Origin of the sequence: Streptomyces sp. SudanB5_2050, from assembly GCF_964272335.1 — a bacterium.
In the GTDB taxonomy this organism is placed as follows: Bacteria; Actinomycetota; Actinomycetes; order Streptomycetales; family Streptomycetaceae; genus Streptomyces; species Streptomyces rochei.
Genome location: NZ_OZ186760.1, coordinates 4,395,528 through 4,421,544 on the forward strand (window position 1 = coordinate 4,395,528; position 26,017 = coordinate 4,421,544).

Genomic DNA, 26,017 nt, shown 5'->3' on the forward strand with positions numbered 1-26,017 from the left:
CGTATTAGGAGGTTGCCGAGAGGAACGGCGTGCCGGGCCGAACGGGTCTTGGTGGTCAGCAACGCCCGCTCGCACCGATGGGTACGGGCGGACCGGCACGCCAACCGACTCTGAGGTAGACAACGATGCGCGTTCACAAGCTGACCATCGCCGCCATGGCCCTCGCCGCCGGTCTCTCGCTCACGGCCTGCCAGAACGACGACGACGGCACCGACCGGGGCGCCGCGTCGCCGGCCGCGTCCGCCGCCTCCTCGACCGGCGGCTCCGGCTCGACCGGCTCCGACCAGCAGGGCGGCACGGAAGCCGACGGGAAGAGCCCCGCCGGCACCGGCGGCGGCGACGGCACGACCGCCACGGGCGGCTCCGGCGGCTCCGGCGGCTCCGTCGAGAACGGCAAGGCCGCCAAGTGCCGCACCGACGAGCTGGAGATCACCGCGATCGACGCCACGGTCGGCGGCGACGACCGGGGCACGGTCGCGGTGGACCTGAAGAACGGCGGCGGCCGGGACTGCTCCCTCGCGGGCCACGCGGGCGTCGACCTGAAGACGGACTCCGGCACCCTGTCCGCCGAGCGCACGGGCGAACCGGCCCCCTCGGTGGTGCTGAAGGACGGGGAGCGGATCACCTTCGGCATCACCTACCCGATCAACGACTCGGGCGGCTCCGGCGTCCGCATCACGGGGCTCGTGGTGACCCCGCCGGACGAGACCAAGTCGGTCACCCTCGACTGGCCGGGCGGCGCCACGCTGCCCGTCACGGACGGCTCCGGCACCCCGGTGCAGGTCGGCCCGCTCGGCAGCGCCGGCCAGGGCGGCTGACGCACGCCGGCTCCCAGGAGCCCCGTCCGGTGTGCCGGGCCCGCCCGGGGCCCGCGCCGCACCGGCGCCATAATCGACCCGTGAGCGCAGAGAACGGCAAGACCGGCAGCCCGGACACCCCCGCGGGTCCCCGCCCCGAACCCCTCCGGTTCTACGGCACGACCTGGGTGCACCACGACAACGGCTACACCGCCCGCCGGATCGGCCTCGCCGTCGGCTCCCTGGCCGCGGCGGCCGCCGCCTGCTTCGTCCTCCGCATCGCCTACCAGGGCCTCCAGATCGCCGACATCGGCAGCTTCGTCTCGCTGCTGATGATCGTGATGTTCGCGATCTGCAGCGCCCTGGCCTTCCGCCACACCTGGTCCGCCTTCGGCACCCGCCCCGACCCCGACCGCCAGTCCTCCCTGCGCGGTCTGCTGGCCATCGGCTTCGTGGGCTCGCTCCTCGCCTACTTCTTCCGCACCCTCACCGAGGCCCCCGGCGAGAAACTGCACCGCGCCGAGTACGAGAAGGCCCGCGAGGAGTACGAGAAGCGCACCACCCGCCGCTCGGGCAACCCGTCGAAGAAGCGCCGCCGCCGCTAGCGAGGAACCGCCCCGCTCCCCACCGCGCCCCGGGCCACCATGGCCGTATGACGACACACGGCGCCATCCCACCGTCGGCGCGGTCCGCCGCCCACACCGCCCGGGCCCACTCCTTCAACTCGGCCGCGGCCCAGTACGCCGCCAACCGCCCCTCCTACCCGCCCGCCCTCTTCGACGCCCTGGAGGAGCACGCGGGCCGCCCCCTGGCCGGCTCCCGCGTCGTGGACGTCGGCGCCGGTACGGGCATCGCCACCGCCCGGCTGCACGCGCGCGGCGCCGACGTGATCGCCGTCGAACCCGGCGCCGGCATGGCCGTCGAGTTCCGCCGCGCACTGCCCGGCGTGCCGATCGTCCGGGGCGACGGCAACGCCCTGCCCCTCGCCGACCACAGCGCCGACTTCCTCACCTACGCCCAGGCGTGGCACTGGACCGACCCCGCGCTCTCCGTCCCGGAGGCGCTCCGCGTGCTGCGTCCGGGCGGCACGCTGGCGCTGTGGTGGAACACCGAGGCCCTCGACGTGCCGTGGATCGCCGAGGCGGCCCGGCGCGTCGACCGGCACTTCGACCACGAGCTGTCCGCCGAGCGACGGGACCTCGGCCCGGGCATCGCCGACCCCACCGACCGCCTCGGACTCGTCCGCCGGGAGATCCGGTGGAGCCGGCGCGTCCCCGTCGACACCCACCTGGCCAACCTCACCAGCCACTCCGTCTTCCTGACCGACACCGCCGAACGCCGCGCGGCCTTCCTGGCCGACGAGCGCCGGCACCTCCTGGCCGCCTTCCCGGACGGAGTCGTCGAGGAGACGTACGTCGTCGTCCTGCTGCTCGCCAGGACCCCCGTGACCGCTTGACGGCACCTGGGACCGGGAGGAGTATTCATCACATGGTGAATTACTCCTCCGTCCCACCCCCCGACGAAGCCGGAGCACCGGGCAACGAGCCCGCACCACCAGGCGCATCCGCCGCTTCCGCACCACCCGCAGCCGCCGAACCACCCGCAGCCGCCGCAGCCGCCGCAACGGCCGCAGAACGAGGCGACACCCCCGCAGGCCCCGCCGCCCCCGCCCCCGCCCCACCCGCGGTCCGCGCCGAGGGCCTCACCGTCGTCCGCGGCCCCCGCACCGTCCTGCGCGGCCTCGACTTCACCGTCCCCCGCGGCCGGATCACCGGCCTCCTCGGCCCCTCCGGCTGCGGCAAGTCGACCCTCATGCGCGCCGTCGCCGGCACCCAGGCCAAGGTCACCGGCACCCTCCAGGTCCTCGGCCGCCCGGCCGGCCACCCCGCCCTCCGCACCCGCATCGGCTACGTCACCCAGGCCCCGTCCGTCTTCGACGACCTGACCGTCCGCCAGAACCTCGACTACTTCGCCGCGATACTCGCCCCGGGCCGAGCCGCCTCCGACCGCCGCCGGGAGGACGTCACCCGCGCCATCGCCGACGTCGACCTCACCGCCCACACCGACGCCCTCGCCGGCCACCTCTCCGGCGGCCAGCGCAGCCGCGTCTCCCTCGCCGTCGCCCTCCTCGGCGACCCGGAGCTGCTGGTCCTCGACGAACCGACGGTCGGCCTGGACCCCGTACTCCGCCGCGACCTGTGGACCCTCTTCCACTCCCTCGCCGCCGACCGCGGCACCACCCTCCTCGTCTCCTCCCACGTCATGGACGAGGCCGAGCGCTGTCACCGCCTCCTCCTCATGCGCGAGGGCCGGATCCTCGCCCAGGACACCCCCGACGCCCTGCGCACCCGCACCGGCGCCGAGACGGTCGAGGAGGCGTTCCTGCGCCTGGTCGACGAGGCGGCAGCGGCGGCCCGCACCACCCGCCCGAAGGAGACCGCCCGATGACCACCCCGACACCCCACCCCGCCTCCGCCCACGCCACCTCCGCCCAGCCCGGGCCCTCGACCATCCGCCCCCTGACCGCCTCCCGCACCACGGCCACCGCCGCCCGGGTCCTGCGCCAGCTCGCCCACGACCCCCGCACCATCGCCCTGCTGCTCGTCATCCCGTGCCTGATGCTGTTCCTCCTCCGCTACGTCTTCGACGGCAGCCCGCGCACCTTCGACACCATCGGCGCCTCCCTCCTCGGGATCTTCCCGCTGATCACGATGTTCCTGGTCACGTCCATCGCGACCCTGCGCGAGCGCACCTCCGGCACCCTGGAACGCCTCCTCGCCATGCCCCTGGGCAAGGGCGACCTGATCGCCGGCTACGCCCTGGCCTTCGGCTCCCTCGCCATCGTCCAGTCGGCCCTCGCCACCGGCCTGGCGGTCTGGTTCCTGGGCCTCGACGTGACCGGCAGCCCCTGGCTCCTGCTCCTGGTCGCGCTGCTCGACGCCCTCCTCGGCACGGCACTCGGCCTCTTCGTCTCGGCCTTCGCGGCCTCCGAGTTCCAGGCGGTGCAGTTCATGCCGGCCGTGATCTTCCCCCAGCTCCTCCTCTGCGGCCTCTTCACCCCGCGCGACGACATGCACCCGGCCCTGGAGGCGATCTCCGACGTCCTGCCCATGTCCTACGCGGTCGACGGCATGAACGAGGTCCTCCGCCACACCGACATGACCGCGGCCTTCGTCCGCGACGCCCTGATCGTCGCCGGCTGCGCGCTCCTGGTCCTGGCCCTGGGCGCCGCCACCCTCAAGCGCCGCACGGCCTAGCGCCCCCGGCCCCCACCGGCGTCCCGCCCACCGGACGCGGCACCCCCGTCCGCCCCCGGAATGCGAGGATGACGACGACGGACGACGCACCCCAGACAGGGCACCGGAGGGCACCGAAAGCCATGACCCAGAAAGTCGCAGTCCTCGGCACCGGCAAGATCGGCGAAGCCCTGCTCAGCGGGATGATCGGAGCCGGCTGGTCCCCCGCCGACCTCCTGGTCACCGCCCGCCGCCCGGAACGGGCCGACGAACTCCGCGCCCGCCACGGAGTCGTCCCCGTCACCAACGCCGAGGCGGCCAAGACCGCCGACACCCTGATCCTCACGGTCAAGCCGCAGGACATGGGCACCCTCCTCGACGAACTCGCCCCGCACGTCCCCGCCGACCGCCTGGTCATCAGCGGCGCCGCGGGCATCCCCACCGCCTTCTTCGAGGAACGCCTCGCCCCCGGCACCCCCGTGGTCCGCGTCATGACGAACACCCCGGCCCTGGTCGACGAGGCCATGTCGGTCATCTCCGCCGGCACCCACGCCACCGCCGAGCACCTCGCCCACACCGAGGAGATCTTCGGCGCCGTCGGCAAGACCCTGCGCGTCCCCGAGTCCCAGCAGGACGCCTGCACCGCCCTCTCCGGCTCCGGCCCGGCGTACTTCTTCTACCTGGTCGAGGCCATGACCGACGCCGGCATCCTCCTCGGTCTGCCCCGCGACAAGGCCCATGACCTGATCGTCCAGTCCGCGATCGGCGCCGCGAAGATGCTCCGCGACAGCGGTGAGCACCCGGTCAAGCTCCGCGAGAACGTCACGTCCCCCGCCGGCACCACCATCAACGCCATCCGCGAGCTGGAGAACCACGGCGTCCGCGCCGCCCTCATCGCCGCCCTGGAGGCCGCCCGCGACCGCAGCCGCGAACTGGCCTCCGGCACCAAGGACTGATCCTCCGCCCGCCCTCCCAAATGCCTTGACGCTGTACGAGCAGGGGAGATTGAATCCGTGCTCATGTCAAGATCGTGAAGAAAGTGGGGGCAATTCGTGTCGCTGGGGTGGGGACGAACCGAGGGGAACGGGCGCAACCGAGGACGGCGCGGGGGAGCGGTGGCCACGGCCACCATGCTCGCCGTGGCAGCCGCCGCGCTGACGCTGCCGGCGACGACGGCACATGCGGCATCCACTGCGCCGCTGGCTCCGCGCATCACACTGGCCGCTCCGTACACGGAGTGCCTGGCCGACGACTGCCGTAAAGCCGGTGGTCCAGGAGTGGCGGCGACGTTCACGTTCGCCCCGAACGAGGCCGACAGCGAAATCGTCGCCTACCAGTACATTCTCTCCTCGGATCCCACCTGGTCATCGGTCGCCGGTGAGACCGCGACCGTCACCCGCATCCCGCAGGAGGCGGGGCTCTACCGTCTCAAGGTGCGGGCAGTGGACGGGACCGGTTGGCCCGGGCAGAGCGCCTACCTCGACTTCATGGTCGCGTCCGGTGAGGGAGCGATCGGTCGCTGGCACTTCGACGAGGCGGACGGTGCCGCACTCGACACCGGCACCGTGGAGGGGAAAACGCGCCACCACGCGACGCTGACCGGCGGTGCCACTCGCGACGAGCGAGGGCGGCGCGGAGTGCGGACCCACGACTCCGAGGGCGTTCCGCTGCCCTCACCGGCCACGGACCGAGGCCTGTCCCTGGACGGCAGCACAGGTCATGCGGCGACGAGCGGCCCCGTGGTGAACACCCGCGCGTCCTACACACTGTCGGCCTGGGTACGCCCGGACACACTGGGCAGCACCGACCGGACCGTGCTGGCACAGGACGGCGGCTTCCGCCTCTCCTACGACGCGGCCGAGGACGCCTGGACGCTGCTGACGTCCGCGCCCGGCACCACCGATCACCGCACGCTGGTAGCCGAGCAGCCGGCGACGCCGAAGGCGTGGACCCATCTCGCCGCGACGTACGACGCACCGGCCGACGTAGCCCGGCTGTACGTCAACGGCCGTTTGCAGGCCGTCGACACCGCGCCCGGCACAGGTGCGACGGACGGGCCGCTGCAGTTCGGCCGAGCGCTGTCCAACGAGTCACCTGCGGAGTACACCGACTACTTCGACGGTTCCATCGACGAGGTGGCGGTCTGGCAGCGGGCCCTGATCGACAAGGAGATCGCCGACGAGGCCCGGCTCATGCTCGGCGACGGTCGCAACGCGGTCGAGTCGGTCGGGGACTGGTCGGCCGACGGGGCGTCCGGCCCCGTGCTCACCGACACAGCCTCCGGTTACGGACACGAACTGGCGCTTTCCGGAGGTGCGGCCCTGAACGGCGACAACCTCGAACTGGACGGCGTGAACGGCGCGGCGACAGCGGACGGGCCGCTGCTGGACGGCGCCGGCTCGTTCACGGTGAACACCGACGTCACGCTGGACGGAGCAGCGGTTTCGACCTGGGACGTGGGCCGCGCCGGCCAGGTCTTTGCCCGGCGTACGGCCGACGGTTCCACCTGGGGGCTGTGGTACGAAGCCGCCCCCATGCGGACGGTCTTCGACCCGGAAACCTTCGAGGAGAAACTGGTTCCGGTCGGCTACTGGCACTTCGGCCGGATGAACGCCGACGGCACCTACGACGCGGTCGTGTCCGACGAGGCCGCCCGCACGGACGTACCCGTCGAGCTGACCGGCGTCTACGACGCACAGGACGGGACGATCGAGCTCTACGTCGGCAACCGCCGCAACGGCGGTGCGCTCACCGTCGCGAACGCCCCCGGCCCGGGCGAGTTCACCGTCGGCGCGACGACGGACGGAGACACCCGCACGCGTCACCTGCCCGCTCGTATCAACGACATCCGGGTCTGGGCCGGAGCAGCGGGCTCGTCGCAGCAGGTCCTCGAGATGACCGCAGACTGATCGAGACGGCCGACCGGTTCGCCTGCGCCCCGCCCCACATCGGGGGCGGGGCGCCCTCCGACACCCGCTACCGCATCGCGTTCACCGGAGGCAACAGTCCGATGGCCCGGTAGGCCGCGTCCACGGTCGGCCTGGCCATCGCCCGGGCCTTCCGCGCCCCCTCCCGCAGCACACCCTACACGTACCCGGGATCGGCGCACAGCTCCTTGTGCCGCTCCCGCAAGGGACGCAGCACCTCCACGACGGCCTCCGCGGTGTCCTTCTTCAACGCGCCGTACGAGTCGTAGTCACCCGCCAGCTCCGCAGGCTCCCCGCCCGCGCAGGCGGCGAGGATCTCCAGCAGGTTCGCGAGCCCCGGCCGCGCCTCCCTGTCGTACACGACCTCCCGGCCGCTGTCGGTCACGGCCCGCATGACCTTCTTCCGCACCACGTCCGGCTCGTCCAGCAGATAGACGATCCCGGGCCCGACGTCGTCGCTCTTCCCCATCTTCGACGCCGGTTCCTGAAGGTTCATGACTCGGGCCGCCACCCCCGGCAGGGTCGCCCGGGGCACCACGAACGTGTGTCCGTACCGCTGGTTGAACCGCACCGCGAGATCCCGCGCCAGCTCCACGTGCTGCGCCTGGTCGTCGCCGACCGGTACCTCGTCCGCCCCGTACGCCAGGATGTCCGCCGCCATCAGCACGGGATACGTCAGCAGTGACAGCCGCACGCTCCCGCCCCGCACCCGCTCCCGCGCCGCCTTCTCCTTGTACTGGATCATCCGCCGCATCTCACCGTCGGTGGCGACGCACTCCAGCAGGTACGACAGCCGCGCGTGCTCGTCCACATGACTCTGCACGAACACCGTGCACAGCCCGGGATCCAGCCCCGCCGCCAGCAGCAGCGACGCCGCCTGTCGGCTCAGCCTGCGCACCCGCGCCGGATCGTGGTCCACGGTCAGCGCGTGCAGGTCGACCACGCAGAACAACGCGTCCGACCGGTGCTGGTCCACCGCGACCCACTGCCGCATGGCGCCCAGATAGTTCCCCAGCGTCAGGTGCCCGGTCGGCTTGACCCCACTGAAGACCCGAGTCATCTCTCCACCTCCTGGTCAGGACCACCGCCACCGGCCGGCCGCCCCTCCCGGAGGGAGATACGAGAACGGCCGCCGTAGCGGCGGCCGTCGAGTGCATACGTGTGTACGGCCGCCGTCAGGCGGCCCACCAGAGCTGAGTACACGTACGCGTCATCACGTCCCCGACCTTACGCCCCCGCCGACCGTCCCGCCCGGCATTTGACACACCCCGCCCGCACTCGTAGTGTTCTCCGAGTTGTCCGACGTGAGCGCCGACTCCGGTCGGTCCCCGGACAGCGATTCCGCAAGTACCAACCACCACTCGACGGACTGTCGCGTTGTCGACGTCGTCGTGTCGTTCGGTTTGTGTATTCACGGAATGAGGAATCCACGTTCGAGAGGACGCGGCCCCTGATTAGCTCGGAGGCCGGGAATCCGCTAAAGTCTCACTCCGTCGGAACGGCCCAACAGCCGGGAAGACAACCCCCTCTGACGGGGAATCAGAGCCCGAAAGGATCTGATAGAGTCGGAACCGCCGGAAAGGGAAACGCGAAAGCGGGAACCTGGAAAGCACCGAGGAAATCGGATCGGAAAGATCTGATAGAGTCAGAAACGCAAGACCGAAGGGAAGCGCCCGGAGGAAAGCCCGAGAGGGTGAGTACAAAGGAAGCGTCCGTTCCTTGAGAACTCAACAGCGTGCCAAAAGTCAACGCCAGATATGTTGATACCCCGACCTGATCGGTTCGATCGGGTTGAGGTTCCTTTGAAAAAACACAGCGAGGACGCTGTGAACGTCGGGACTATTCCTCCCGGCGTTCCGCTCTCGTGGTGTCAACCGGATTACCGGTAAACATTCACGGAGAGTTTGATCCTGGCTCAGGACGAACGCTGGCGGCGTGCTTAACACATGCAAGTCGAACGATGAACCACTTCGGTGGGGATTAGTGGCGAACGGGTGAGTAACACGTGGGCAATCTGCCCTGCACTCTGGGACAAGCCCTGGAAACGGGGTCTAATACCGGATACTGATCCTCGCAGGCATCTGCGAGGTTCGAAAGCTCCGGCGGTGCAGGATGAGCCCGCGGCCTATCAGCTAGTTGGTGAGGTAACGGCTCACCAAGGCGACGACGGGTAGCCGGCCTGAGAGGGCGACCGGCCACACTGGGACTGAGACACGGCCCAGACTCCTACGGGAGGCAGCAGTGGGGAATATTGCACAATGGGCGAAAGCCTGATGCAGCGACGCCGCGTGAGGGATGACGGCCTTCGGGTTGTAAACCTCTTTCAGCAGGGAAGAAGCGAAAGTGACGGTACCTGCAGAAGAAGCGCCGGCTAACTACGTGCCAGCAGCCGCGGTAATACGTAGGGCGCAAGCGTTGTCCGGAATTATTGGGCGTAAAGAGCTCGTAGGCGGCTTGTCACGTCGGTTGTGAAAGCCCGGGGCTTAACCCCGGGTCTGCAGTCGATACGGGCAGGCTAGAGTTCGGTAGGGGAGATCGGAATTCCTGGTGTAGCGGTGAAATGCGCAGATATCAGGAGGAACACCGGTGGCGAAGGCGGATCTCTGGGCCGATACTGACGCTGAGGAGCGAAAGCGTGGGGAGCGAACAGGATTAGATACCCTGGTAGTCCACGCCGTAAACGGTGGGCACTAGGTGTGGGCAACATTCCACGTTGTCCGTGCCGCAGCTAACGCATTAAGTGCCCCGCCTGGGGAGTACGGCCGCAAGGCTAAAACTCAAAGGAATTGACGGGGGCCCGCACAAGCGGCGGAGCATGTGGCTTAATTCGACGCAACGCGAAGAACCTTACCAAGGCTTGACATACACCGGAAAACCCTGGAGACAGGGTCCCCCTTGTGGTCGGTGTACAGGTGGTGCATGGCTGTCGTCAGCTCGTGTCGTGAGATGTTGGGTTAAGTCCCGCAACGAGCGCAACCCTTGTCCCGTGTTGCCAGCAGGCCCTTGTGGTGCTGGGGACTCACGGGAGACCGCCGGGGTCAACTCGGAGGAAGGTGGGGACGACGTCAAGTCATCATGCCCCTTATGTCTTGGGCTGCACACGTGCTACAATGGCCGGTACAATGAGCTGCGATACCGCGAGGTGGAGCGAATCTCAAAAAGCCGGTCTCAGTTCGGATTGGGGTCTGCAACTCGACCCCATGAAGTCGGAGTCGCTAGTAATCGCAGATCAGCATTGCTGCGGTGAATACGTTCCCGGGCCTTGTACACACCGCCCGTCACGTCACGAAAGTCGGTAACACCCGAAGCCGGTGGCCCAACCCCTTGTGGGAGGGAGCTGTCGAAGGTGGGACTGGCGATTGGGACGAAGTCGTAACAAGGTAGCCGTACCGGAAGGTGCGGCTGGATCACCTCCTTTCTAAGGAGCACTTCTAAGCCAAGCTTGCTTGGTTCAGAGGCCAGCATGCGAGCGAACGTCTCGCACTGGTTGCTCATGGGTGGAACGTTGACTACTCGGTTCAGACCACGGGTCGGTGGCTGCTAGTACTGCTCTTCGGAGCGTGGAACGCATGATCACCGGACGGGACTGGGCCGGGCACGCTGTTGGGTGTCTGAAGGTACGGCCGCGAGGTCGCCTTCAGTGCCGGCCCCAGTGCACTCGGGATGTTGTCCCGGGGTGATGGGTGGTTGGTCGTTGTTTGAGAACTGCACAGTGGACGCGAGCATCTGTGGCCAAGTTTTTAAGGGCGCACGGTGGATGCCTTGGCACCAGGAACCGATGAAGGACGTGGGAGGCCACGATAGGCCCCGGGGAGTCGTCAACCAGGCTTTGATCCGGGGGTGTCCGAATGGGGAAACCCGGCAGTCGTCATGGGCTGTCACCCGCTGCTGAACACATAGGCAGTGTGGAGGGAACGCGGGGAAGTGAAACATCTCAGTACCCGCAGGAAGAGAAAACAACCGTGATTCCGGGAGTAGTGGCGAGCGAAACTGGATGAGGCCAAACCGTATACGTGTGAGACCCGGCAGGGGTTGCGTGTGCGGGGTTGTGGGATCTCTCTTCCACGGTCTGCCGGCCGTGGGGCGAGTCAGAAACCGTTGATGTAGGCGAAGGACATGCGAAAGGTCCGGCGTAGAGGGTAAGACCCCCGTAGTCGAAACGTCAGCGGCTTGCTTGAGAGACACCCAAGTAGCACGGGGCCCGAGAAATCCCGTGTGAATCTGGCGGGACCACCCGCTAAGCCTAAATATTCCCTGGTGACCGATAGCGGATAGTACCGTGAGGGAATGGTGAAAAGTACCGCGGGAGCGGAGTGAAATAGTACCTGAAACCGTGTGCCTACAAGCCGTGGGAGCGTCGGAGCAAGGCTTGCCTTGCTCTCGTGACTGCGTGCCTTTTGAAGAATGAGCCTGCGAGTTTGCGGTGTGTTGCGAGGTTAACCCGGGTGGGGTAGCCGTAGCGAAAGCGAGTCCGAACAGGGCGATTCAGTAGCACGCTCAAGACCCGAAGCGGAGTGATCTAGCCATGGGCAGGTTGAAGCGGAGGTAAGACTTCGTGGAGGACCGAACCCACCAGGGTTGAAAACCTGGGGGATGACCTGTGGTTAGGGGTGAAAGGCCAATCAAACTCCGTGATAGCTGGTTCTCCCCGAAATGCATTTAGGTGCAGCGTCGTGTGTTTCTTGCCGGAGGTAGAGCACTGGATAGGCGATGGGCCCTACCGGGTTACTGACCTTAGCCAAACTCCGAATGCCGGTAAGTGAGAGCGCGGCAGTGAGACTGTGGGGGATAAGCTCCATGGTCGAGAGGGAAACAGCCCAGAGCATCGACTAAGGCCCCTAAGCGTACGCTAAGTGGGAAAGGATGTGGAGTCGCACAGACAACCAGGAGGTTGGCTTAGAAGCAGCCACCCTTGAAAGAGTGCGTAATAGCTCACTGGTCTAGTGATTCCGCGCCGACAATGTAGCGGGGCTCAAGCGTACCGCCGAAGTCGTGTCATTGCGATATATACCCCCAACGGGGATCGTGATGGGTAGGGGAGCGTCGTGTGCCGGGTGAAGCAGCCGCGTAAGCGAGTTGTGGACGGTTCACGAGTGAGAATGCAGGCATGAGTAGCGATACAAACGTGAGAAACGTTTGCGCCGATTGACTAAGGGTTCCTGGGTCAAGCTGATCTGCCCAGGGTAAGTCGGGACCTAAGGCGAGGCCGACAGGCGTAGTCGATGGATAACCGGTTGATATTCCGGTACCCGCTGTGAAGCGTCAAACATCGAGCATCGTGATGCTAAGGCCGTGAAACCGCCCGCTGCCGGCTTTGCCGTCAGTGGGAGTGGTGGAGCCGCTGAACCAAGCGGTTAGTAGGTGAGTGATGGGGTGACGCAGGAAGGTAGTCCATCCCGGGCGGTGGTTGTCCCGGGGTAAGGGTGTAGGACGTCAGGTAGGTAAATCCGCCTGGCAATAGTCTGAGACCTGATGCCGAGCCGATTGTGGTGAAGTGGATGATCCTATGCTGTCGAGAAAAGCCTCTAGCGAGTTTCATGGCGGCCCGTACCCTAAACCGACTCAGGTGGTCAGGTAGAGAATACCGAGGCGTTCGGGTGAACTATGGTTAAGGAACTCGGCAAAATGCCCCCGTAACTTCGGGAGAAGGGGGGCCATTCTTGGTGATCGGATTTACTCCGTGAGCTGGGGGTGGCCGCAGAGACCAGCGAGAAGCGACTGTTTACTAAAAACACAGGTCCGTGCGAAGCCGTAAGGCGATGTATACGGACTGACGCCTGCCCGGTGCTGGAACGTTAAGGGGACCGGTTAGCTCCATTTCGGTGGGGCGAAGCTGAGAACTTAAGCGCCAGTAAACGGCGGTGGTAACTATAACCATCCTAAGGTAGCGAAATTCCTTGTCGGGTAAGTTCCGACCTGCACGAATGGCGTAACGACTTCTCGACTGTCTCAACCATAGGCCCGGTGAAATTGCACTACGAGTAAAGATGCTCGTTTCGCGCAGCAGGACGGAAAGACCCCGGGACCTTTACTACAGTTTGATATTGGTGTTCGGTTCGGCTTGTGTAGGATAGCTGGGAGACTTTGAAGCTCGCACGCCAGTGTGGGTGGAGTCGTCGTTGAAATACCAGTCTGGTCGTGCTGGATGTCTAACCTGGGTCCGTGATCCGGATCAGGGACAGTGTCTGATGGGTAGTTTAACTGGGGCGGTTGCCTCCTAAAGGGTAACGGAGGCGCCCAAAGGTTCCCTCAGCCTGGTTGGCAATCAGGTGTTGAGTGTAAGTGCACAAGGGAGCTTGACTGTGAGACCGACGGGTCGAGCAGGGACGAAAGTCGGGACTAGTGATCCGGCGGTGGCTTGTGGAAGCGCCGTCGCTCAACGGATAAAAGGTACCCCGGGGATAACAGGCTGATCTTCCCCAAGAGTCCATATCGACGGGATGGTTTGGCACCTCGATGTCGGCTCGTCGCATCCTGGGGCTGGAGTCGGTCCCAAGGGTTGGGCTGTTCGCCCATTAAAGCGGTACGCGAGCTGGGTTTAGAACGTCGTGAGACAGTTCGGTCCCTATCCGCTGTGCGCGTAGGAGTCTTGAGAAGGGCTGTCCCTAGTACGAGAGGACCGGGACGGACGAACCTCTGGTGTGCCAGTTGTTCTGCCAAGGGCATGGCTGGTTGGCTACGTTCGGGAGGGATAACCGCTGAAAGCATCTAAGCGGGAAGCCTGCTTCGAGATGAGGACTCCCACCTCCTAGAGAGGGTAAGGCTCCCAGTAGACGACTGGGTTGATAGGCCAGATATGGAAGCCGGGTAACCGGTGGAGTTGACTGGTACTAATAGGCCGAGGGCTTGTCCTCAGTTGCTCGCGTCCACTGTGTTGGTTCTGAAACCACGAACAACCCCGTCCATGGTCACGGACGGTGCGGTTGTCAGTTTCATAGTGTTTCGGTGGTCATAGCGTAGGGGAAACGCCCGGTTACATTCCGAACCCGGAAGCTAAGCCTTACAGCGCCGATGGTACTGCAGGGGGGACCCTGTGGGAGAGTAGGACGCCGCCGAACAATTTTTGCGAGAATGCCCCGCACCGGGAACGGTGCGGGGCATTCTGCGTTTAGGGTCTTTGTATGCGTTATGACTTGGTGGTCTTCGACAACGACGGTGTGCTCGTCGACAGTGAGCCGATCTCGAATCGTCTGCTGGCCGGCTACCTGACCGAGCTGGGGCACCCGACGACGTACGAGGACTCCCTGCGGGACTACATGGGTGCCGCGATGCACCGGGTGCATGACCTCGTGCGGGAGCGGACCGGGCGCCGGCTGCCCGCCGACTTCGACGACGTGTTCCACCGGCGGGTGTTCGCCGCCTTCGAGGAGGACCTGGAGGCCGTGCCGGGGGTGGCGGCCCTGCTCGAGAAGCTCGCCCTGGACGGGATTCCGTACTGTGTGGCGTCCTCGGGAAGCCATGAGCGGATCCGGGTCGGGCACCGCAGGACCGGGCTCGACCGGTGGTTCGACGACGGGCGGATCTTCAGCTCCGAGGACGTGGGGCGGGGGAAGCCGGCGCCGGACCTGTTCCTCCACGCCGCGGAGCGGATGGGGGTGGCTCCGGAGCGGTGCGTCGTGGTGGAGGACAGTCCACTGGGAGTGCGGGCGGCCGTCGCGGCCGGGATGGACGTGTACGGGTTCACGGCGATGACACCCGCCGGGAAGCTGGCGGGAGCCACCCGGCTCTTCCAGGACATGGGAGAACTGGCCGACCTGCTGTCGCACTGACATTTGTCCCGGGTGGTTCCGGACGCTTGTTTCTACTGGGGGTGCCCTCCCGGCCGCCAGGCTGAGGGCATGACGACGTACACGGGACATGGGCAGCGGCAGGGCGGCAAGGGCCGTACCTCGGTATCGCTCCTCCTGGACGTGGGAGTGCCCATCGGGTCGTACTACCTGCTGAAGGACGCGTTCGGGACGAGTGCCGTGGCGGCGCTCGCCTGGAGCGGTGTCGTGCCCGTGCTCCGGACGGGGTGGGGGCTGCTGCGGGAGCGCGAGGTGAACGGGCTCCCGTTGCTCATCCTCCTGGTGAATCTGGTCGGGGTGCTCCTCGGCTTCGAGACGGGTGACGCCCGGCTGCTGCTGGTCAAGGACAGTGCGATCAGCAGCGTCGTCGGGATCGTGCTGCTGGTCTCCGTGCTGTTGCGGAGGCCGATGATGACGGCCACGCTCAAGCCGTGGCTCACCAAGGGCGACGTCGGGCGGGAGGCGGCCTGGACGAGGCTGCGGCGGGAGTCCCCGGCGTTCCGGCGGGCGGAGCTGATGTTCACCGGGGTGTGGGGCGTGGCGTTCGTCGGGGAGTGCGCGGTGCGGGCCGTCGGGGCGTACACCGTGCCGGTGGACACGATGGTCTGGCTGGGAACGGTCGTCATGGCCCTCACGATGGGGGTGGCGTTCGTCGTCAGCGGTGCCCTGGGAGCCGTCCCGATGGCACGCATGATCGCCGGCGAGGTCCGGGGCGCGGAGCCCGGGAAAGCTGAGCAGAATTCATCTCTGGCTGGATCTACCCACCGGTAGACGGGAGCTCTACGCTCGCCGCCATGACTGATGTGCTGCGGCGCGGCAGGGTCTCGTTGGCGTTCGGCTTCTTCGCCCAGGGCGTCGCCTTCGCTCTGCTGGTGACGCGCATCCCGGCCGTTCAGGACCGGTACGGGGTCTCCGACGCGCTGCTGCCGGTCTTCCTGGCCGCCGTGCCGATCCTGGCGGGGATCGGCAGTGTCGTGACCGAGCGCCTGGTACGGCGGGTGCGGCCGAGTCGGCTGCTGCGCTGGTCGCAGCCCGTGGTGCTGCTGGCGCTGCTCGGGGTCGGGGCGGGGGACCGGATGGCGGTGCTGGCCGTGGCGCTCGGTGTCTTCGGGCTCGCCGTGGGGGCGCTGGACGCGTCGATGAACATGCTCGGGGTGAGTCTGCAGCGGGCGTACCGGCGCAGCATCATGCTCGGCTTCCACGCCGCGTACAGCCTAGGCGGGATTCTGGGGGCCTCGCTGGCCTGGGCGGGGGCGCACTGGGACCTGGCGTTGTGGGTGTCGTACCTGCCGGTCGTGGTGGTGCTGGTGCCGGCCGCGCTGGTGGGGAGCAGGTGGTACGTCGACGGGGAGAGTGCCGCCGGGGACGGTGCTGCCGGGGACGGCGGGGGCGGGGCCGAGCGGGCGGGCGGGGCGCCGGGGGCGGGCGTCGGGTTCAAGGTGCTGTTGCCGCTGTGTCTCGTGATGACGTTCGCGTACATCGGGGACTCGACCGTGTCCAACTGGAGCGCCAAGTACCTCCAGGACGTCCTGGGGAGTTCGGAGCAGCTCGCCACCGTGCCGTACAACGTGTACATGGTGACCACGCTGGTGGGGCGGGCCGTCGGGGACTTCGGGGTGCGGCGGTTCGGGGCCGTGGCGGTGGTCCGGGGCGGGGCCGTCGTCGCCGCGGGTGGGTTCGCGGTGGTGGCGGGGGCGCCGGGGGCGTGGGTGGGGATGCTCGGGTTCACGCTGCTGGGGCTGGGGTTGTGCGTGCTGGTGCCGCAGACCTTCGCCGCGGCGGGGCGGCTGGCCGAGGAGAGGGACGGCCGTCCGGGGGCGTCGGACGCGGCGGTGGCGCGGCTCAATGTGTTCAACTACGTCGGTTTCCTGATCGGTTCGCCGTTGGTGGGGGCGCTCGGGGACGCCTGGAGCTATCGCGGGGCGATGCTCGTGCCGATGGTGTTGGTGCTGGTGACGGTCGTGTACGCCCGGTCGTTCGAGGCTCGACCGGACCGATACGGTGGCGGGCATGAGCGGCCGCGCACAGCTGATGTGGGACGAGGCAGTAACGGGCTATGACTTCGGTCCGGAGCATCCGATGGATCCGGTCCGGCTCGCCCTGACGCGAAGTCTGGTCGGTGCCCTGGGGCTCGACCGGGAGGTGGAGGTCGTCGCGGCGCGGGCGGCCGGGGAGTCGACGCTGCGGCTCGTGCACCGGCAGGACTACATCGACGCGGTGAAGGCGGCGTCGGTGGAGCCGGGGAGGGCGGACCTGTCGTACGGGCTCGGGACGGTCGACGACCCGGCCTTCGCGGGGATGCACGAGGTGTCCGCGTTGATCGCGGGGCAGTCGGTGGGCGCGGCGGAGGCGGTGTGGCGCGGGGACGCGCTGCACGCGGTGAACTTCGCGGGCGGGCTGCATCACGCGATGCCGGGGGCGGCGTCCGGGTTCTGCGTGTACAACGACGCGGCGCTGGCCATCGCGCGGCTGCTGGAGCTGGGCGCGGAGCGGGTGGCGTACGTCGATGTGGACGTGCACCACGGGGACGGGGTGCAGGCGGCGTTCTGGGAGGACCCGCGGGTGCTGACGGTGTCCCTGCACGAGCACCCCCGGACGCTGTTCCCGCAGACCGGGTGGCCGGAGGAGACCGGGGCGGAGTGCGCCGAGGGGACGGCGGTGAACGTCGCGCTGCCCGCGGGGACCGGGGACGCGGGGTGGTTGCGGGCGTTCCACGCGGTGGTGCCGGAGGTGATCGCGGACTTCCGGCCGCAGGTGCTGGTGACCCAGCACGGGGCGGACACGCACTTCGAGGACCCGCTGGCGCATCTGGCGGTGTCGTTGGACGCCCAGCGGGCGGTGCAGGTGGCGTGCCACGAGCTGGCGCACGAGCACGCCGGGGGGCGGTGGGTGGCGCTGGGCGGTGGCGGTTACGCCGTGGTGGACGTGGTGCCGCGGTCGTGGACGCATCTGGTGGGGATCGCGGCGGGTCGGGCGGTGGAGCCCGAGACGGTGATTCCGGAGGGGTGGCGGCAGGAGGTCTTCGCGCGGACGCGGCAGTTGGGGCCGATGCGGATGACCGACGGGCGGTGGCCGGTGTCGTGGGCCTCGTGGGAGGCGGGGTACGACCCTGCGGACCGGTTGGACCAGGCGGTGGTGGCGGCTCGGCGGGCGGTGTTTCCGCTGCGGGGGTTGCTGGCGTGAGGTGAGGGCGCCCGGCGCGGGTGCCGGCGGGGAGGGGTGTCGACCGGGGTTGGCGCCGGCCGGGATGGGTGTCGCAGCCCGGCGCTGGGGGAGGCACGACGGCGCCCGCGGCCACGGCGGTGTAGGAACGTTACGCCGACCGTGGGGGGATTGGTGCGTTTCCGGGGTCGGGAGCCGGCGGAAGCGGCAGCATCGGGGCTGTGCTGACCCGTCGAGCTCTTCGGGCTCATCTTCTGGACGTTCGTCTTGCCGGGGTCGTGGCGACCTCCCGGGAGGTGAGTCTGCGGAGTTACCGGTTGTTCGCGGCGCGGGACCCGCGGGTGCTGATCGGGATCGATCCGGAGCGGGACTGGGGCCCGCGTGAGCTGCTCGCGCTGATGGCGGAGAGGTGCGGGGTCTCGGCCGATCCGCGGCGGACCGCGGGCCAGGACGTGATCGACCCGGACCGGACGCTGGCGGCGCTGGACGCGTTCGCCGACCGGCTCGCGGCCGTCGCTCAGCGTCGCGGACCGGTGCTCCTGGGCACCGGGCACCCGCACCGGCTGCTCGGTTTCTACGTCGCCTTGGCCGAGGCGTTGTCGGCGGCGGGATGTGCTGTCCTCACCCCCGCGCAGGGTCGCCGTGTCGACATAACGACCCGGTTCGGTCTACGCACGTACAACCTCGACTACGTCCGGGGAGTCGCGTTGGTGCGGGAAGCCGACTCCGGGCGCGCCGGTGGTGAGCCGGGCGCACACACGCATTCACCGCTCCCGGTTCGTACCGCGCTGGCGGCCGCCGCCGAGGCCGGCGGGCCGCTTCCCGAGCTGGTGATCGGGGACCACGGTTGGGTCTGCGGTGCAGGTCAGCTGGGGTTCGAGGCGATCGGGCCGGCCGATACGGACGATCCCGCGCTCTTCGTGGGGGAGGCGGAGGGGACGGTGTCCGTGGCCGTTCCACTTGATGACGCCGTGCGGTCCGAGTACTACCGGCCGCTTACCCGCTACGTACTCAATCGGGCGTGTCTGTCATGGTAGGGAAGCGATGGGTGCAACTCTTCCCCATTCGCATCACCCGCCCCTACATTGGGGAGTGAGCACGCAGCGACGAAGAGTCACCGGAAGGGGAAGCCGGTGGCCGTCGAGTGCGGAAGGTTCAGGTGTGTCATGGCTGCAGCTGGCGAAAGGCCTCTGAACGAGGTTCAGTTCCTTACCGTGGCGGAGGTCGCCTCGGTGATGCGCGTGTCCAAGATGACCGTGTACCGGCTGGTGCACAGTGGTCATCTGCCCGCGATCCGGGTGGGGCGGTCGTTCCGCGTTCCGGAGCAAGCGGTTCACGAGTACCTCCGCGAGAGTTACGTGGGGGTGGAAACGGCCTGACGACCTCGATTACGACCTCAGCGCTCGGGCGGGTAGGCTGGCCCCTCGTAGGTCGTGTGGGCCCATGGCGCCCAACAACCGAGTGATGAGAAGTGAGCGAGGGTAGTCGTGGGCTCTGTTATCAAGAAGCGGCGCAAGCGGATGGCCAAGAAGAAGCACCGCAAGCTGCTCAAGCGCACGCGCGTTCAGCGTCGCAACAAGAAGTAAGCGACGCTGCGCCGTCAGCGTGGTCTGTGGCCCCCACCGCATCCGGTGGGGGCCACAGCCGTTTCCGGAGCCCGGACGGGTCGTGACCCACGAAATCTCGTCACGTACCGCGTCCGACGGTCATCACGGCGCAACACCGACCGGCTAAGTTGGCCCGCGGGCGGGGAAGGCGGCAGGGTACGCAGTAGGGCGGAAGGAAGGCGCTGATCTTGGGCAAGGTCGTGCTCGTGACCGGAGTGGCCCGCCAGCTGGGCGGCCGGTTCGTCCGGCGCATCCAGCGTGACCCCGACGTGGACCGGGTCGTCGGCGTGGACGCCGTCGCGCCGGAGCACCATCTGGGCGGCGCGGAGTTCGTCCAGGCCGACATCCGGCAGTCGGCGATCGGGCGCATCCTCGCCGAGACGGGGGCCGACACCGTCGTCCACCTGGACGTCACGGGCACCCCGCTGGGCAGCGGCAGCCGCACGTCGGTCAAGGAGACCAACGTCATCGGCACGATGCAGCTGCTCGGTGCCTGCCAGAAGTCGCCGGCGGTGCAGCGGCTCGTGGTGAAGTCCAGTACGAACGTCTACGGGTCCGCGCCGCGCGACCCGGCCGTCTGCACCGAGACCACCGCGCCCAAGTCGCTGCCCAGCGGCGGCTTCGCCAAGGACGCGGTCGAGGTCGAGGGGTATGTGCGGGGCTTCGCCCGGCGCCGTCCCGACGTCGCGGTGACCGTGCTGCGGTTCGCCAACATCCTGGGTCCGGCCGCGGACACACCGCTTGCCTCGTACTTCGGGCTGCCGGTCCTGCCGACGGTGTTCGGTTACGACCCGCGGCTGCAGTTCGTCCACGAGGACGACGTGATCGAGGTGCTGCGGATCTCCTCGCACGAGCCGCGGCGGGGCACGCTGAACAGCGGCACCTTCAACATCGCCGGCGACGGTGTCCTGACGCTGTCGCAGTGCTCGCGCCGGCTGGGCCGCCCCACCGTGCCGCTGCTGCTGCCGGCGGTCACCTGGGCGGGGTCGCTCGTGCGTACGCTGGGGATGACGGACTTCTCCCCCGAGCAGATCCGGCTGCTCACCCACGGGCGGGTGGTGGACACCACACAGATGCGCGAGACCCTGGGTTTCCGGCCGAAGTACTCGACGGCCGCGGCGTTCGCGGACTTCGCGCGCGGCCGCGGTGCGGGCCTGCTGCCGCCCGAGGCCCTCGCGGGGGCCGTGGACCGGATCGCGGAGCTGTCCCTGCGGGGCAGCGGCCACCTCCCGACGCAGAGCGCCAACTGAGGAGCGCAGCAACGATGGCGGACGCCAAGGTCATTCCGTTCGACGACGACCGGTCGCGGGGCAGCGGCAGCGGGAACGCGGCTCAGCGCCCGGCCCGGCGCCGGGGTACGGGGAGCCGGCGCACGGGCTCGGCGGAGTCCGTGCCGGTACGGGAGGTGCAGCCGCTGCCGGTGCGGGGCGCCGCCGAGGACGACGACGCCGCGACGCGGCGGGCGACCGCGCCGCACTCCTCCGAGGACGCGGACGCGGGCGCGGGTGCGGACGGAGGGCTGGAGCGGCGTATCGCGGGTGGGCTGGCCTTCCTGCGCCGCCGCCTCACCGGTGACTACGAGGTCGACGACTTCGGCTATGACGCGGAACTGACCGATCAGGTGCTGATGTCCCTGCTGCGGCCGGTGTACGAGAAGTACTTCCGGGTCGAGGTGAAGGGCGTGGAGAACATCCCCGCCGAGGGCGGGGCGCTGATCGTCGCCAACCACTCCGGGACGCTGCCGCTGGACGGCCTGATGATGCAGGTCGCCGTGCACGACCATCACCCGGCCGACCGGCATCTGCGGCTGCTGGCCGCGGATCTGGTGTTCGTGCTGCCGGTCGTCAATGAGCTGGCCCGCAAGCTGGGTCACACGCTGGCCTGCGCCGAGGACGCGGAGCGGCTGCTGGCCCAGGGCGAGCTGGTCGGGGTGATGCCGGAAGGGTTCAAGGGCATCGGCAAGCCGTTCAGCGAGCGCTACAAGCTGCAGCGCTTCGGGCGGGGCGGCTTCGTGTCGACGGCGCTGCGGCAGGGGGCGCCCATCGTTCCGTGCTCGATCGTGGGCGCGGAGGAGATCTACCCGATGATCGGCAACGCGAAGACGCTGGCGCGGTTGCTGGGTTTCCCGTACTTCCCGCTGACGCCGACCTTCCCGTGGCTGGGGCCGTTGGGCGCGGTGCCGCTGCCGACGAAGTGGACGATCCAGTTCGGTGAGCCGATTCCGACGGACGGTTATCCGCCGGAGGCGGCGGAGGACCCGATGCTGATGTTCAACCTCACCGACCAGGTGCGGGAGCAGATCCAGCACACGCTCTACAAGCTGCTGGTGCAGCGGCGGTCGGTGTTCTTCTGAGGTGACGACCGGGGTGTCGACCTGAGTGACGGCGGGGGCGCCCCTTCGTGTCGGGGCGCCCCCGCTCGGTCACTCCGCGTCGTCCGCCTCGATGCCCAGGCCGGGCAGGAGGCCGGGGAGGAGGGGCGGGAGGGTGACGTCCGGCTCCGCGGGCGGGGTGTTGCCGCCCGTGGACGGGGAGGCGGGGCTGCTGTCCTTGGGCGGGTCGAGCAGGCCGCCGGTGCCGCCGCCGAGCAGTCCGTCGTTCTCCTGGCCGGTGTCGGTCGACTCGCTGGGCCGGCCGCTGTCCGTGCGTCCGCGCTCGGAGGTGCCGCCGTCGCCGGTGCTGGGCGCCGACGAGTGCCCGGAGCCGGGGGTGTCCCTGGTCGCGGACTCGGAGCTGCCCGGGCGGCTGTCCTCCGTGCCGCCGGTCTCCTGGTCCGGCGGCGTCGGCAGCAGGGACTGCAGCGGCGCCACGTCGTCCTCTATGGCGTCGAACACCGACGACACCTGCTCGCTGACGTCCCCGAGCTGCACGGGCAGCCGGTCGCGCAGTGCTCCCCAGCTCTCCCGGTGGGAGCGGGAGAAGGCGGAGAGCGCCTGCATGGGGGCGATCGAGTCGGGGTCGCGGGCGTAGACGGCGCTGAGCAGGCGGTGGCCCTCGGACGCGTCGTGACGCATGCCGGACAGGGCGCGGCGGATCTCGGTGAGGGACTCGTGGTCCAGCGGGCCGCTGCGACCGCGCTCCATCAGCCGGCGCGCCTCGCTGAGCCGGGTGGACGCCAGGTCGAGGTAGGCCCGGCCGCGCTCGTCGTCCCCGTCGGCGAGGCCGAGGCGGAAGTCCTCTATGCCGCGCTTGAGGCCGTAGAGCGAATCGCCGGGCAGGGCGTCCGAACTGGCGGCGGCGACGCCGCCGAAGGCCCCGGCTGCCACGCTCACGCTCAGCCCGCCCGCGGTGAGACCCTTGGCCAGGCGCGAGCGCGGCCGGAACCTGCTCAGCGGGGCCGCCCGGTGAGTGCCGCGCGCCCGGCGCTGCTCGGGTACCGCGGGGTCCGCCGCCCCGCCCGCGGTGCCCTCCTGGAGCATGGCCTCGAACGCGGCCACCAACTGGGCCCGCTGGACGACCTTGACCTCGGGATCAAGCTCGGGCCGGGGCAGTGTCTCCAGGCCGGTGGCGAGGGTCAACAGGCGACCCTGCTCGGTCGGTTCCCCGGCGGGCCCGGCGGCTGCCGGTCCTCCGGACTGCTCGGCCGCCGCCCCGGGATCGGACTGCTCCTCCAGAGCCTGGGCGAAGGCGTTCGCCCGCCGGTGTGCCGATACGTTCGCGATCACTGGCGGCACCTCCTCTCGTCATGACGGTCGACTCCCCAGGGGGTCCTGAGGGTTGCACACCCTGATCGGAACCACTCGATCGTGTGATCGGAGTAGGCCGGAGTGTGACCACAGGGAGCCTGCATCCCGCACAACGAGCGGCGCGGCACTTGGGTTACGGACGGTGGATGATCGGACCGCTGTCTCAACAGACTTTCACCGAGGGTGACTTGGGGTACGCGAAGGGTGAACGTCGCCGGGTGTTCTCAGCGCGCGTCGTCCGGGAGGAGCCGGGCGAGGGTGCGCACGGCCCGGTACTGGAGCGTCTTGATGGCGCCTTCGTTCTTGCCCATGACGCGGGCGGTCTCGGCGACCGAGAGTCCTTGCAGGAAGCGCAGGGTCACGCACTCCTGCTGCTGCGGGTTGAGCCGCCGCACGGCCTCCAGCAGGGCGGCGTTGGAGAGCGACTCGAGGACGGAGTCCTCGGGGGAGCGTTCGACCTCGTTGGCGTCGAGCATCTCGCCGGTGGTGACCTCCAGCCGGAAGCGGCTGGACTTGAAGTGGTCGGCGACCAGGTTGCGGGCGATGGTCACCAGCCAGGCGCCGAAGTCGCGGCCCTGCCAGGTGAAGGTGCCGATGCGCCTGAGGGCCCGCAGAAAGGTCTCGCTGGTGAGGTCCTCGGCGGTCGCCTTGCCGCCGACGCGGTAGTAGATGTAGCGGTACACGGTGTCGCTGTACTGGTCGTACAGCCGCCCGAAGGCTTCGGCCTCGCCGGCCTGGGCGCGCTCGACCAGGTCCATCATGCGGGCGCTGTCGCTGTCCGCGGCGGGGCGCCGGTGGGTGGCGGCGGCTCCGGACGAGGACGACCGAGCGCGTCTGCCGACGGCGGCGCCCGAGTCGGCCAGTGCGTAGCACGGGCCTGCGGGGGCGGTGGCCGTGGCGAGGGCGGGGACGGCGTACGCGGTGGGGACGAAGCCGCGCAACAGCTCTTGGGCTGTTTTGACCGTTGCGCGCAGCGTAGCCAGGCCCGAGGCGTCAACCCCGACGTGTGGGTACACGGGACTCCCAGAGGCAGAGCTTCCATCACGTGCAGTACGGAACCATTCACCCGTCGTAGCGAAGGTGGGGTGCCGGAATGCGTCTGAGGAGAATAACGCTTCGTGCAGGGACTGCTACGCCCAGTTGCTCAAATCATCGATTACGTCGCTTCCGTGCCCGATTGACGCTCGATCAGATGCGACAGAGTGATCGGTTGATGACCGGAACGGTTCGAATTCCGTGTTGCTACAGAGCGTGTTGTGGTCGATGTGAGGAAGGGGGACTGGAGGGGGCGTCCCGGGGGTACGTCACATCGATTGGGGGTCGACCCGGCGCCGGTCGACGGACGACGAACGGCGGCCGACGCCGTCAGCGCCGTCAGCGCCGGCGGCGGTGCAGCGCGATGGCCGCCGCGGTGCCGCCGGCCACGGCGCCGACGCCCGCGGCCGCCGGGATGCCGACTTTGGCCGCCTTGCGCCCGGTGCGGTAGTCCCGCAGGCGCCACTCCAGCTCCCGGGCGTGCTTGCGCAGCTTGGAGTCCGGGTTGATGGCGTACGGGTGGCCGACCAGGGACAGCATCGGGATGTCGTTGTGGGAGTCGCTGTAGGCCGCGCAGCGGGACAGGTCCAGGCCCTCCGCCGCCGCCAGGGCGCGCACCGCCTCCGCCTTCGCGGGGCCGTGCAGGGGCTCGCCGACGAGCTTGCCCGTGTAGACGCCGCCGACGGACTCGGCCACCGTGCCCAGCGCGCCGGTCAGGCCCAGGCGGCGGGCGATCACCTGGGCGATCTCCACCGGGGCCGCGGTGACCAGCCAGACCTTCTGTCCGGCGTCCAGGTGGGCCTGGGCGAGGGCGCGGGTGCCCGGCCAGATCCGCTCGGCCATGTACTCGTCGTAGATCTCCTCGCCGATGGACCTCAGCTCGGAGACGCGGTGGCCCTTGACGATGGACAGCGCCGAGTCGCGGGCGTCCTGCATGTGCTCCGGGTCCTCGAACCCGGCGAGCCGGAACCACGCCTGCTGCCAGGCGAACCGGGCGAGGTCGCGGGTCTCGAAGAACTTCCGCTTGTACAGGCCCCGCCCGAAGTGGAAGATCGCGGCGCCCTGCATCACGGTGTTGTCCAGGTCGAAGAAGGCGGCCGCCCGCTCGTCGCCGTGGACCGGGAACTCGGGTTCCGTGCCCGTGTCGGGGGCGGCCTCCTGCGCCGACTGCGCGGATTTGCGGGCTGCCTCCGCCGAGGCCTCGCCTGCCAACACGCTCCGCGCCGTGGCGGAGCGCCTCCGGGGAGTGAGCCATCGAAGAGCGGCCATGTCCGTGAGCATAGCCAGTTTGTTCGGGGGCTTCGGAGCCGAGAGGTTCGGAGGCTGTGAACTCTGGGTGACCGCGGCGTCGAACGGGTGGCCGGGCGGGCGAGAATGGCGGGCATGAGTCCCCTCTTCCGCCGCAAGCCCGCGCCGCGCCCGCAGGCCCCGCAGACGCCTGGGGCCCCGCAGCCCGCTCAGTCCCCCGAGCACTCCGAGAACCATCTCGTCACCCTCATCCGCAAACCCGGCTGTCATCTGTGTGATGACGCACAGCTCGTCGTCGAGAAGGTGTGCGGCGACCTCGGTGTCCCCTGGGAGGAGAAGGACATCACCCAGGACCAACGGCTCCACGACGCGTACTGGGAGCAGATCCCGGTCGTCCTGGTCGACGGCAGGCAGCACACCTTCTGGCGTGTGAACGAGGAACGGCTCCGCAAGGCACTGACCGACCAGTACAAGTAGTCCGGATGGTCGCTTAGGATCGATGGTGACTTGGTCTCGGGGGCGTTGATCGTGAG

The 26,017-nt window shown here is 68.8% G+C and carries 20 protein-coding genes, 3 rRNA genes and 1 pseudogene; 20 read left to right on the forward strand and 4 right to left on the reverse strand.

The annotated features are described in order from the left end of the window. The first annotated feature begins 125 nt into the window (after nt 1-125). The 7 genes from ACFZP7_RS19585 (at nt 126) to ACFZP7_RS19615 (ending at nt 6,942) form a co-directional block, all read left to right on the forward strand. A complete protein-coding gene (locus tag ACFZP7_RS19585; RefSeq protein ID WP_385634997.1) occupies nt 126-818 on the forward strand; it encodes a DUF4232 domain-containing protein in 693 nt (230 codons plus the stop codon). An 80-nt stretch (nt 819-898) separates the two neighbouring features. After that, complete coding sequence (locus ACFZP7_RS19590; protein ID WP_031022662.1) at nt 899-1,402, forward strand: hypothetical protein; 504 nt, start codon at nt 899-901, stop codon at nt 1,400-1,402. 47 nt (nt 1,403-1,449) lie between these two features. Further along, nucleotides 1,450-2,253, forward strand: a complete 804-nt coding sequence (locus ACFZP7_RS19595; protein WP_385634999.1) for a class I SAM-dependent methyltransferase — start codon at nt 1,450-1,452, stop codon at nt 2,251-2,253. A gap of 32 nt (nt 2,254-2,285) precedes the next feature. Beyond that, nucleotides 2,286-3,245, forward strand: coding sequence for an ABC transporter ATP-binding protein (locus ACFZP7_RS19600; protein WP_385635001.1), 960 nt, complete (start codon nt 2,286-2,288; stop codon nt 3,243-3,245). Further along, nucleotides 3,242-4,054 carry an ABC transporter permease gene (locus tag ACFZP7_RS19605; RefSeq protein ID WP_385635003.1) on the forward strand — a complete coding sequence of 271 codons (813 nt, stop codon included), beginning with the start codon at nt 3,242-3,244 and terminating at the stop codon, nt 4,052-4,054. The genes ACFZP7_RS19600 and ACFZP7_RS19605 overlap by 4 nt, the downstream gene beginning before the upstream one ends. A 122-nt stretch (nt 4,055-4,176) precedes the next feature. Beyond that, nucleotides 4,177-4,989 (forward strand): pyrroline-5-carboxylate reductase, encoded by an 813-nt coding sequence (gene proC, locus ACFZP7_RS19610; protein WP_030979577.1) that lies wholly within the window; start codon nt 4,177-4,179, stop codon nt 4,987-4,989. A gap of 159 nt (nt 4,990-5,148) precedes the next feature. Further along, nucleotides 5,149-6,942, forward strand: coding sequence for a LamG-like jellyroll fold domain-containing protein (locus tag ACFZP7_RS19615; protein WP_385635005.1), 1,794 nt, complete (start codon nt 5,149-5,151; stop codon nt 6,940-6,942). 67 nt (nt 6,943-7,009) lie between these two features. Here the strand turns inward: ACFZP7_RS19615 and trpS are convergent. Further along, nucleotides 7,010-8,020: pseudogene (gene trpS / locus ACFZP7_RS19620) on the reverse strand (tryptophan--tRNA ligase). 832 nt (nt 8,021-8,852) lie between these two features. Here trpS and ACFZP7_RS19625 point away from each other — a divergent pair. The 12 genes from ACFZP7_RS19625 to ACFZP7_RS19680 all read left to right on the forward strand — a co-directional run bounded on the left by ACFZP7_RS19625 (nt 8,853) and on the right by ACFZP7_RS19680 (nt 21,869). After that, a 16S ribosomal RNA gene (locus tag ACFZP7_RS19625) occupies nt 8,853-10,378 on the forward strand. 312 nt (nt 10,379-10,690) lie between these two features. Further along, a 23S ribosomal RNA gene (locus tag ACFZP7_RS19630) occupies nt 10,691-13,814 on the forward strand. An 87-nt stretch (nt 13,815-13,901) separates the two neighbouring features. Then, a 5S ribosomal RNA gene (gene rrf / locus ACFZP7_RS19635) occupies nt 13,902-14,018 on the forward strand. The 16S, 23S and 5S rRNA genes sit together here, the layout of an rRNA operon. Nucleotides 14,019-14,081: 63 nt before the next feature. Beyond that, the gene (locus tag ACFZP7_RS19640; RefSeq protein WP_019328549.1) at nt 14,082-14,729 is read left to right on the forward strand and encodes an HAD family phosphatase; all 648 of its coding nucleotides are present in this window, start codon (nt 14,082-14,084) and stop codon (nt 14,727-14,729) included. A gap of 69 nt (nt 14,730-14,798) precedes the next feature. Beyond that, nucleotides 14,799-15,518, forward strand: coding sequence for a VC0807 family protein (locus ACFZP7_RS19645; protein WP_385635007.1), 720 nt, complete (start codon nt 14,799-14,801; stop codon nt 15,516-15,518). A gap of 23 nt (nt 15,519-15,541) precedes the next feature. After that, entirely contained in the window at nt 15,542-16,807 is a 1,266-nt protein-coding gene (locus ACFZP7_RS19650; RefSeq protein ID WP_385635009.1) for an MFS transporter, read from the forward strand. Continuing rightward, nucleotides 16,758-17,930 carry an acetoin utilization protein AcuC gene (locus ACFZP7_RS19655; RefSeq protein WP_029394009.1) on the forward strand — a complete coding sequence of 391 codons (1,173 nt, stop codon included), beginning with the start codon at nt 16,758-16,760 and terminating at the stop codon, nt 17,928-17,930. Before ACFZP7_RS19650 ends, ACFZP7_RS19655 begins: the two co-directional genes overlap by 50 nt. Nucleotides 17,931-18,130: 200 nt before the next feature. Next, on the forward strand, nt 18,131-18,946 hold the full coding sequence (locus tag ACFZP7_RS19660; RefSeq protein WP_385635011.1) for a phosphatase: 816 nt from the start codon (nt 18,131-18,133) through the stop codon (nt 18,944-18,946). A gap of 129 nt (nt 18,947-19,075) precedes the next feature. Next, nucleotides 19,076-19,288 (forward strand): helix-turn-helix domain-containing protein, encoded by a 213-nt coding sequence (locus ACFZP7_RS19665; protein ID WP_004984898.1) that lies wholly within the window; start codon nt 19,076-19,078, stop codon nt 19,286-19,288. Nucleotides 19,289-19,396: 108 nt separating this feature from the next. Next, on the forward strand, nt 19,397-19,495 hold the full coding sequence (locus ACFZP7_RS19670; RefSeq protein ID WP_003948845.1) for a 30S ribosomal protein bS22: 99 nt from the start codon (nt 19,397-19,399) through the stop codon (nt 19,493-19,495). Nucleotides 19,496-19,704: 209 nt separating this feature from the next. After that, nucleotides 19,705-20,766, forward strand: a complete 1,062-nt coding sequence (locus tag ACFZP7_RS19675; RefSeq protein WP_031019430.1) for an NAD-dependent epimerase/dehydratase family protein — start codon at nt 19,705-19,707, stop codon at nt 20,764-20,766. 14 nt (nt 20,767-20,780) lie between these two features. Continuing rightward, nucleotides 20,781-21,869 (forward strand): lysophospholipid acyltransferase family protein, encoded by a 1,089-nt coding sequence (locus ACFZP7_RS19680; RefSeq protein ID WP_385635013.1) that lies wholly within the window; start codon nt 20,781-20,783, stop codon nt 21,867-21,869. Between the two features lie 69 nt (nt 21,870-21,938). Here the strand turns inward: ACFZP7_RS19680 and ACFZP7_RS19685 are convergent, their stop codons facing one another. The 3 genes from ACFZP7_RS19685 to ACFZP7_RS19695 form a co-directional block, all read right to left on the reverse strand. Continuing rightward, nucleotides 21,939-23,180, reverse strand: coding sequence for a DUF5667 domain-containing protein (locus ACFZP7_RS19685; RefSeq protein ID WP_385635015.1), 1,242 nt, complete (start codon nt 23,178-23,180; stop codon nt 21,939-21,941). A 245-nt stretch (nt 23,181-23,425) separates the two neighbouring features. Beyond that, nucleotides 23,426-24,217, reverse strand: a complete 792-nt coding sequence (locus ACFZP7_RS19690; RefSeq protein WP_029394007.1) for an ECF subfamily RNA polymerase sigma factor, BldN family — start codon at nt 24,215-24,217, stop codon at nt 23,426-23,428. Nucleotides 24,218-24,575: 358 nt separating this feature from the next. Continuing rightward, nucleotides 24,576-25,505 (reverse strand): HAD family phosphatase, encoded by a 930-nt coding sequence (locus ACFZP7_RS19695; protein WP_078855250.1) that lies wholly within the window; start codon nt 25,503-25,505, stop codon nt 24,576-24,578. 105 nt (nt 25,506-25,610) lie between these two features. Here ACFZP7_RS19695 and ACFZP7_RS19700 point away from each other — a divergent pair, with 105 nt between their 5' ends. Continuing rightward, nucleotides 25,611-25,961 carry a glutaredoxin family protein gene (locus tag ACFZP7_RS19700; RefSeq protein ID WP_031019425.1) on the forward strand — a complete coding sequence of 117 codons (351 nt, stop codon included), beginning with the start codon at nt 25,611-25,613 and terminating at the stop codon, nt 25,959-25,961. Nucleotides 25,962-26,017: the final 56 nt, after the last annotated feature.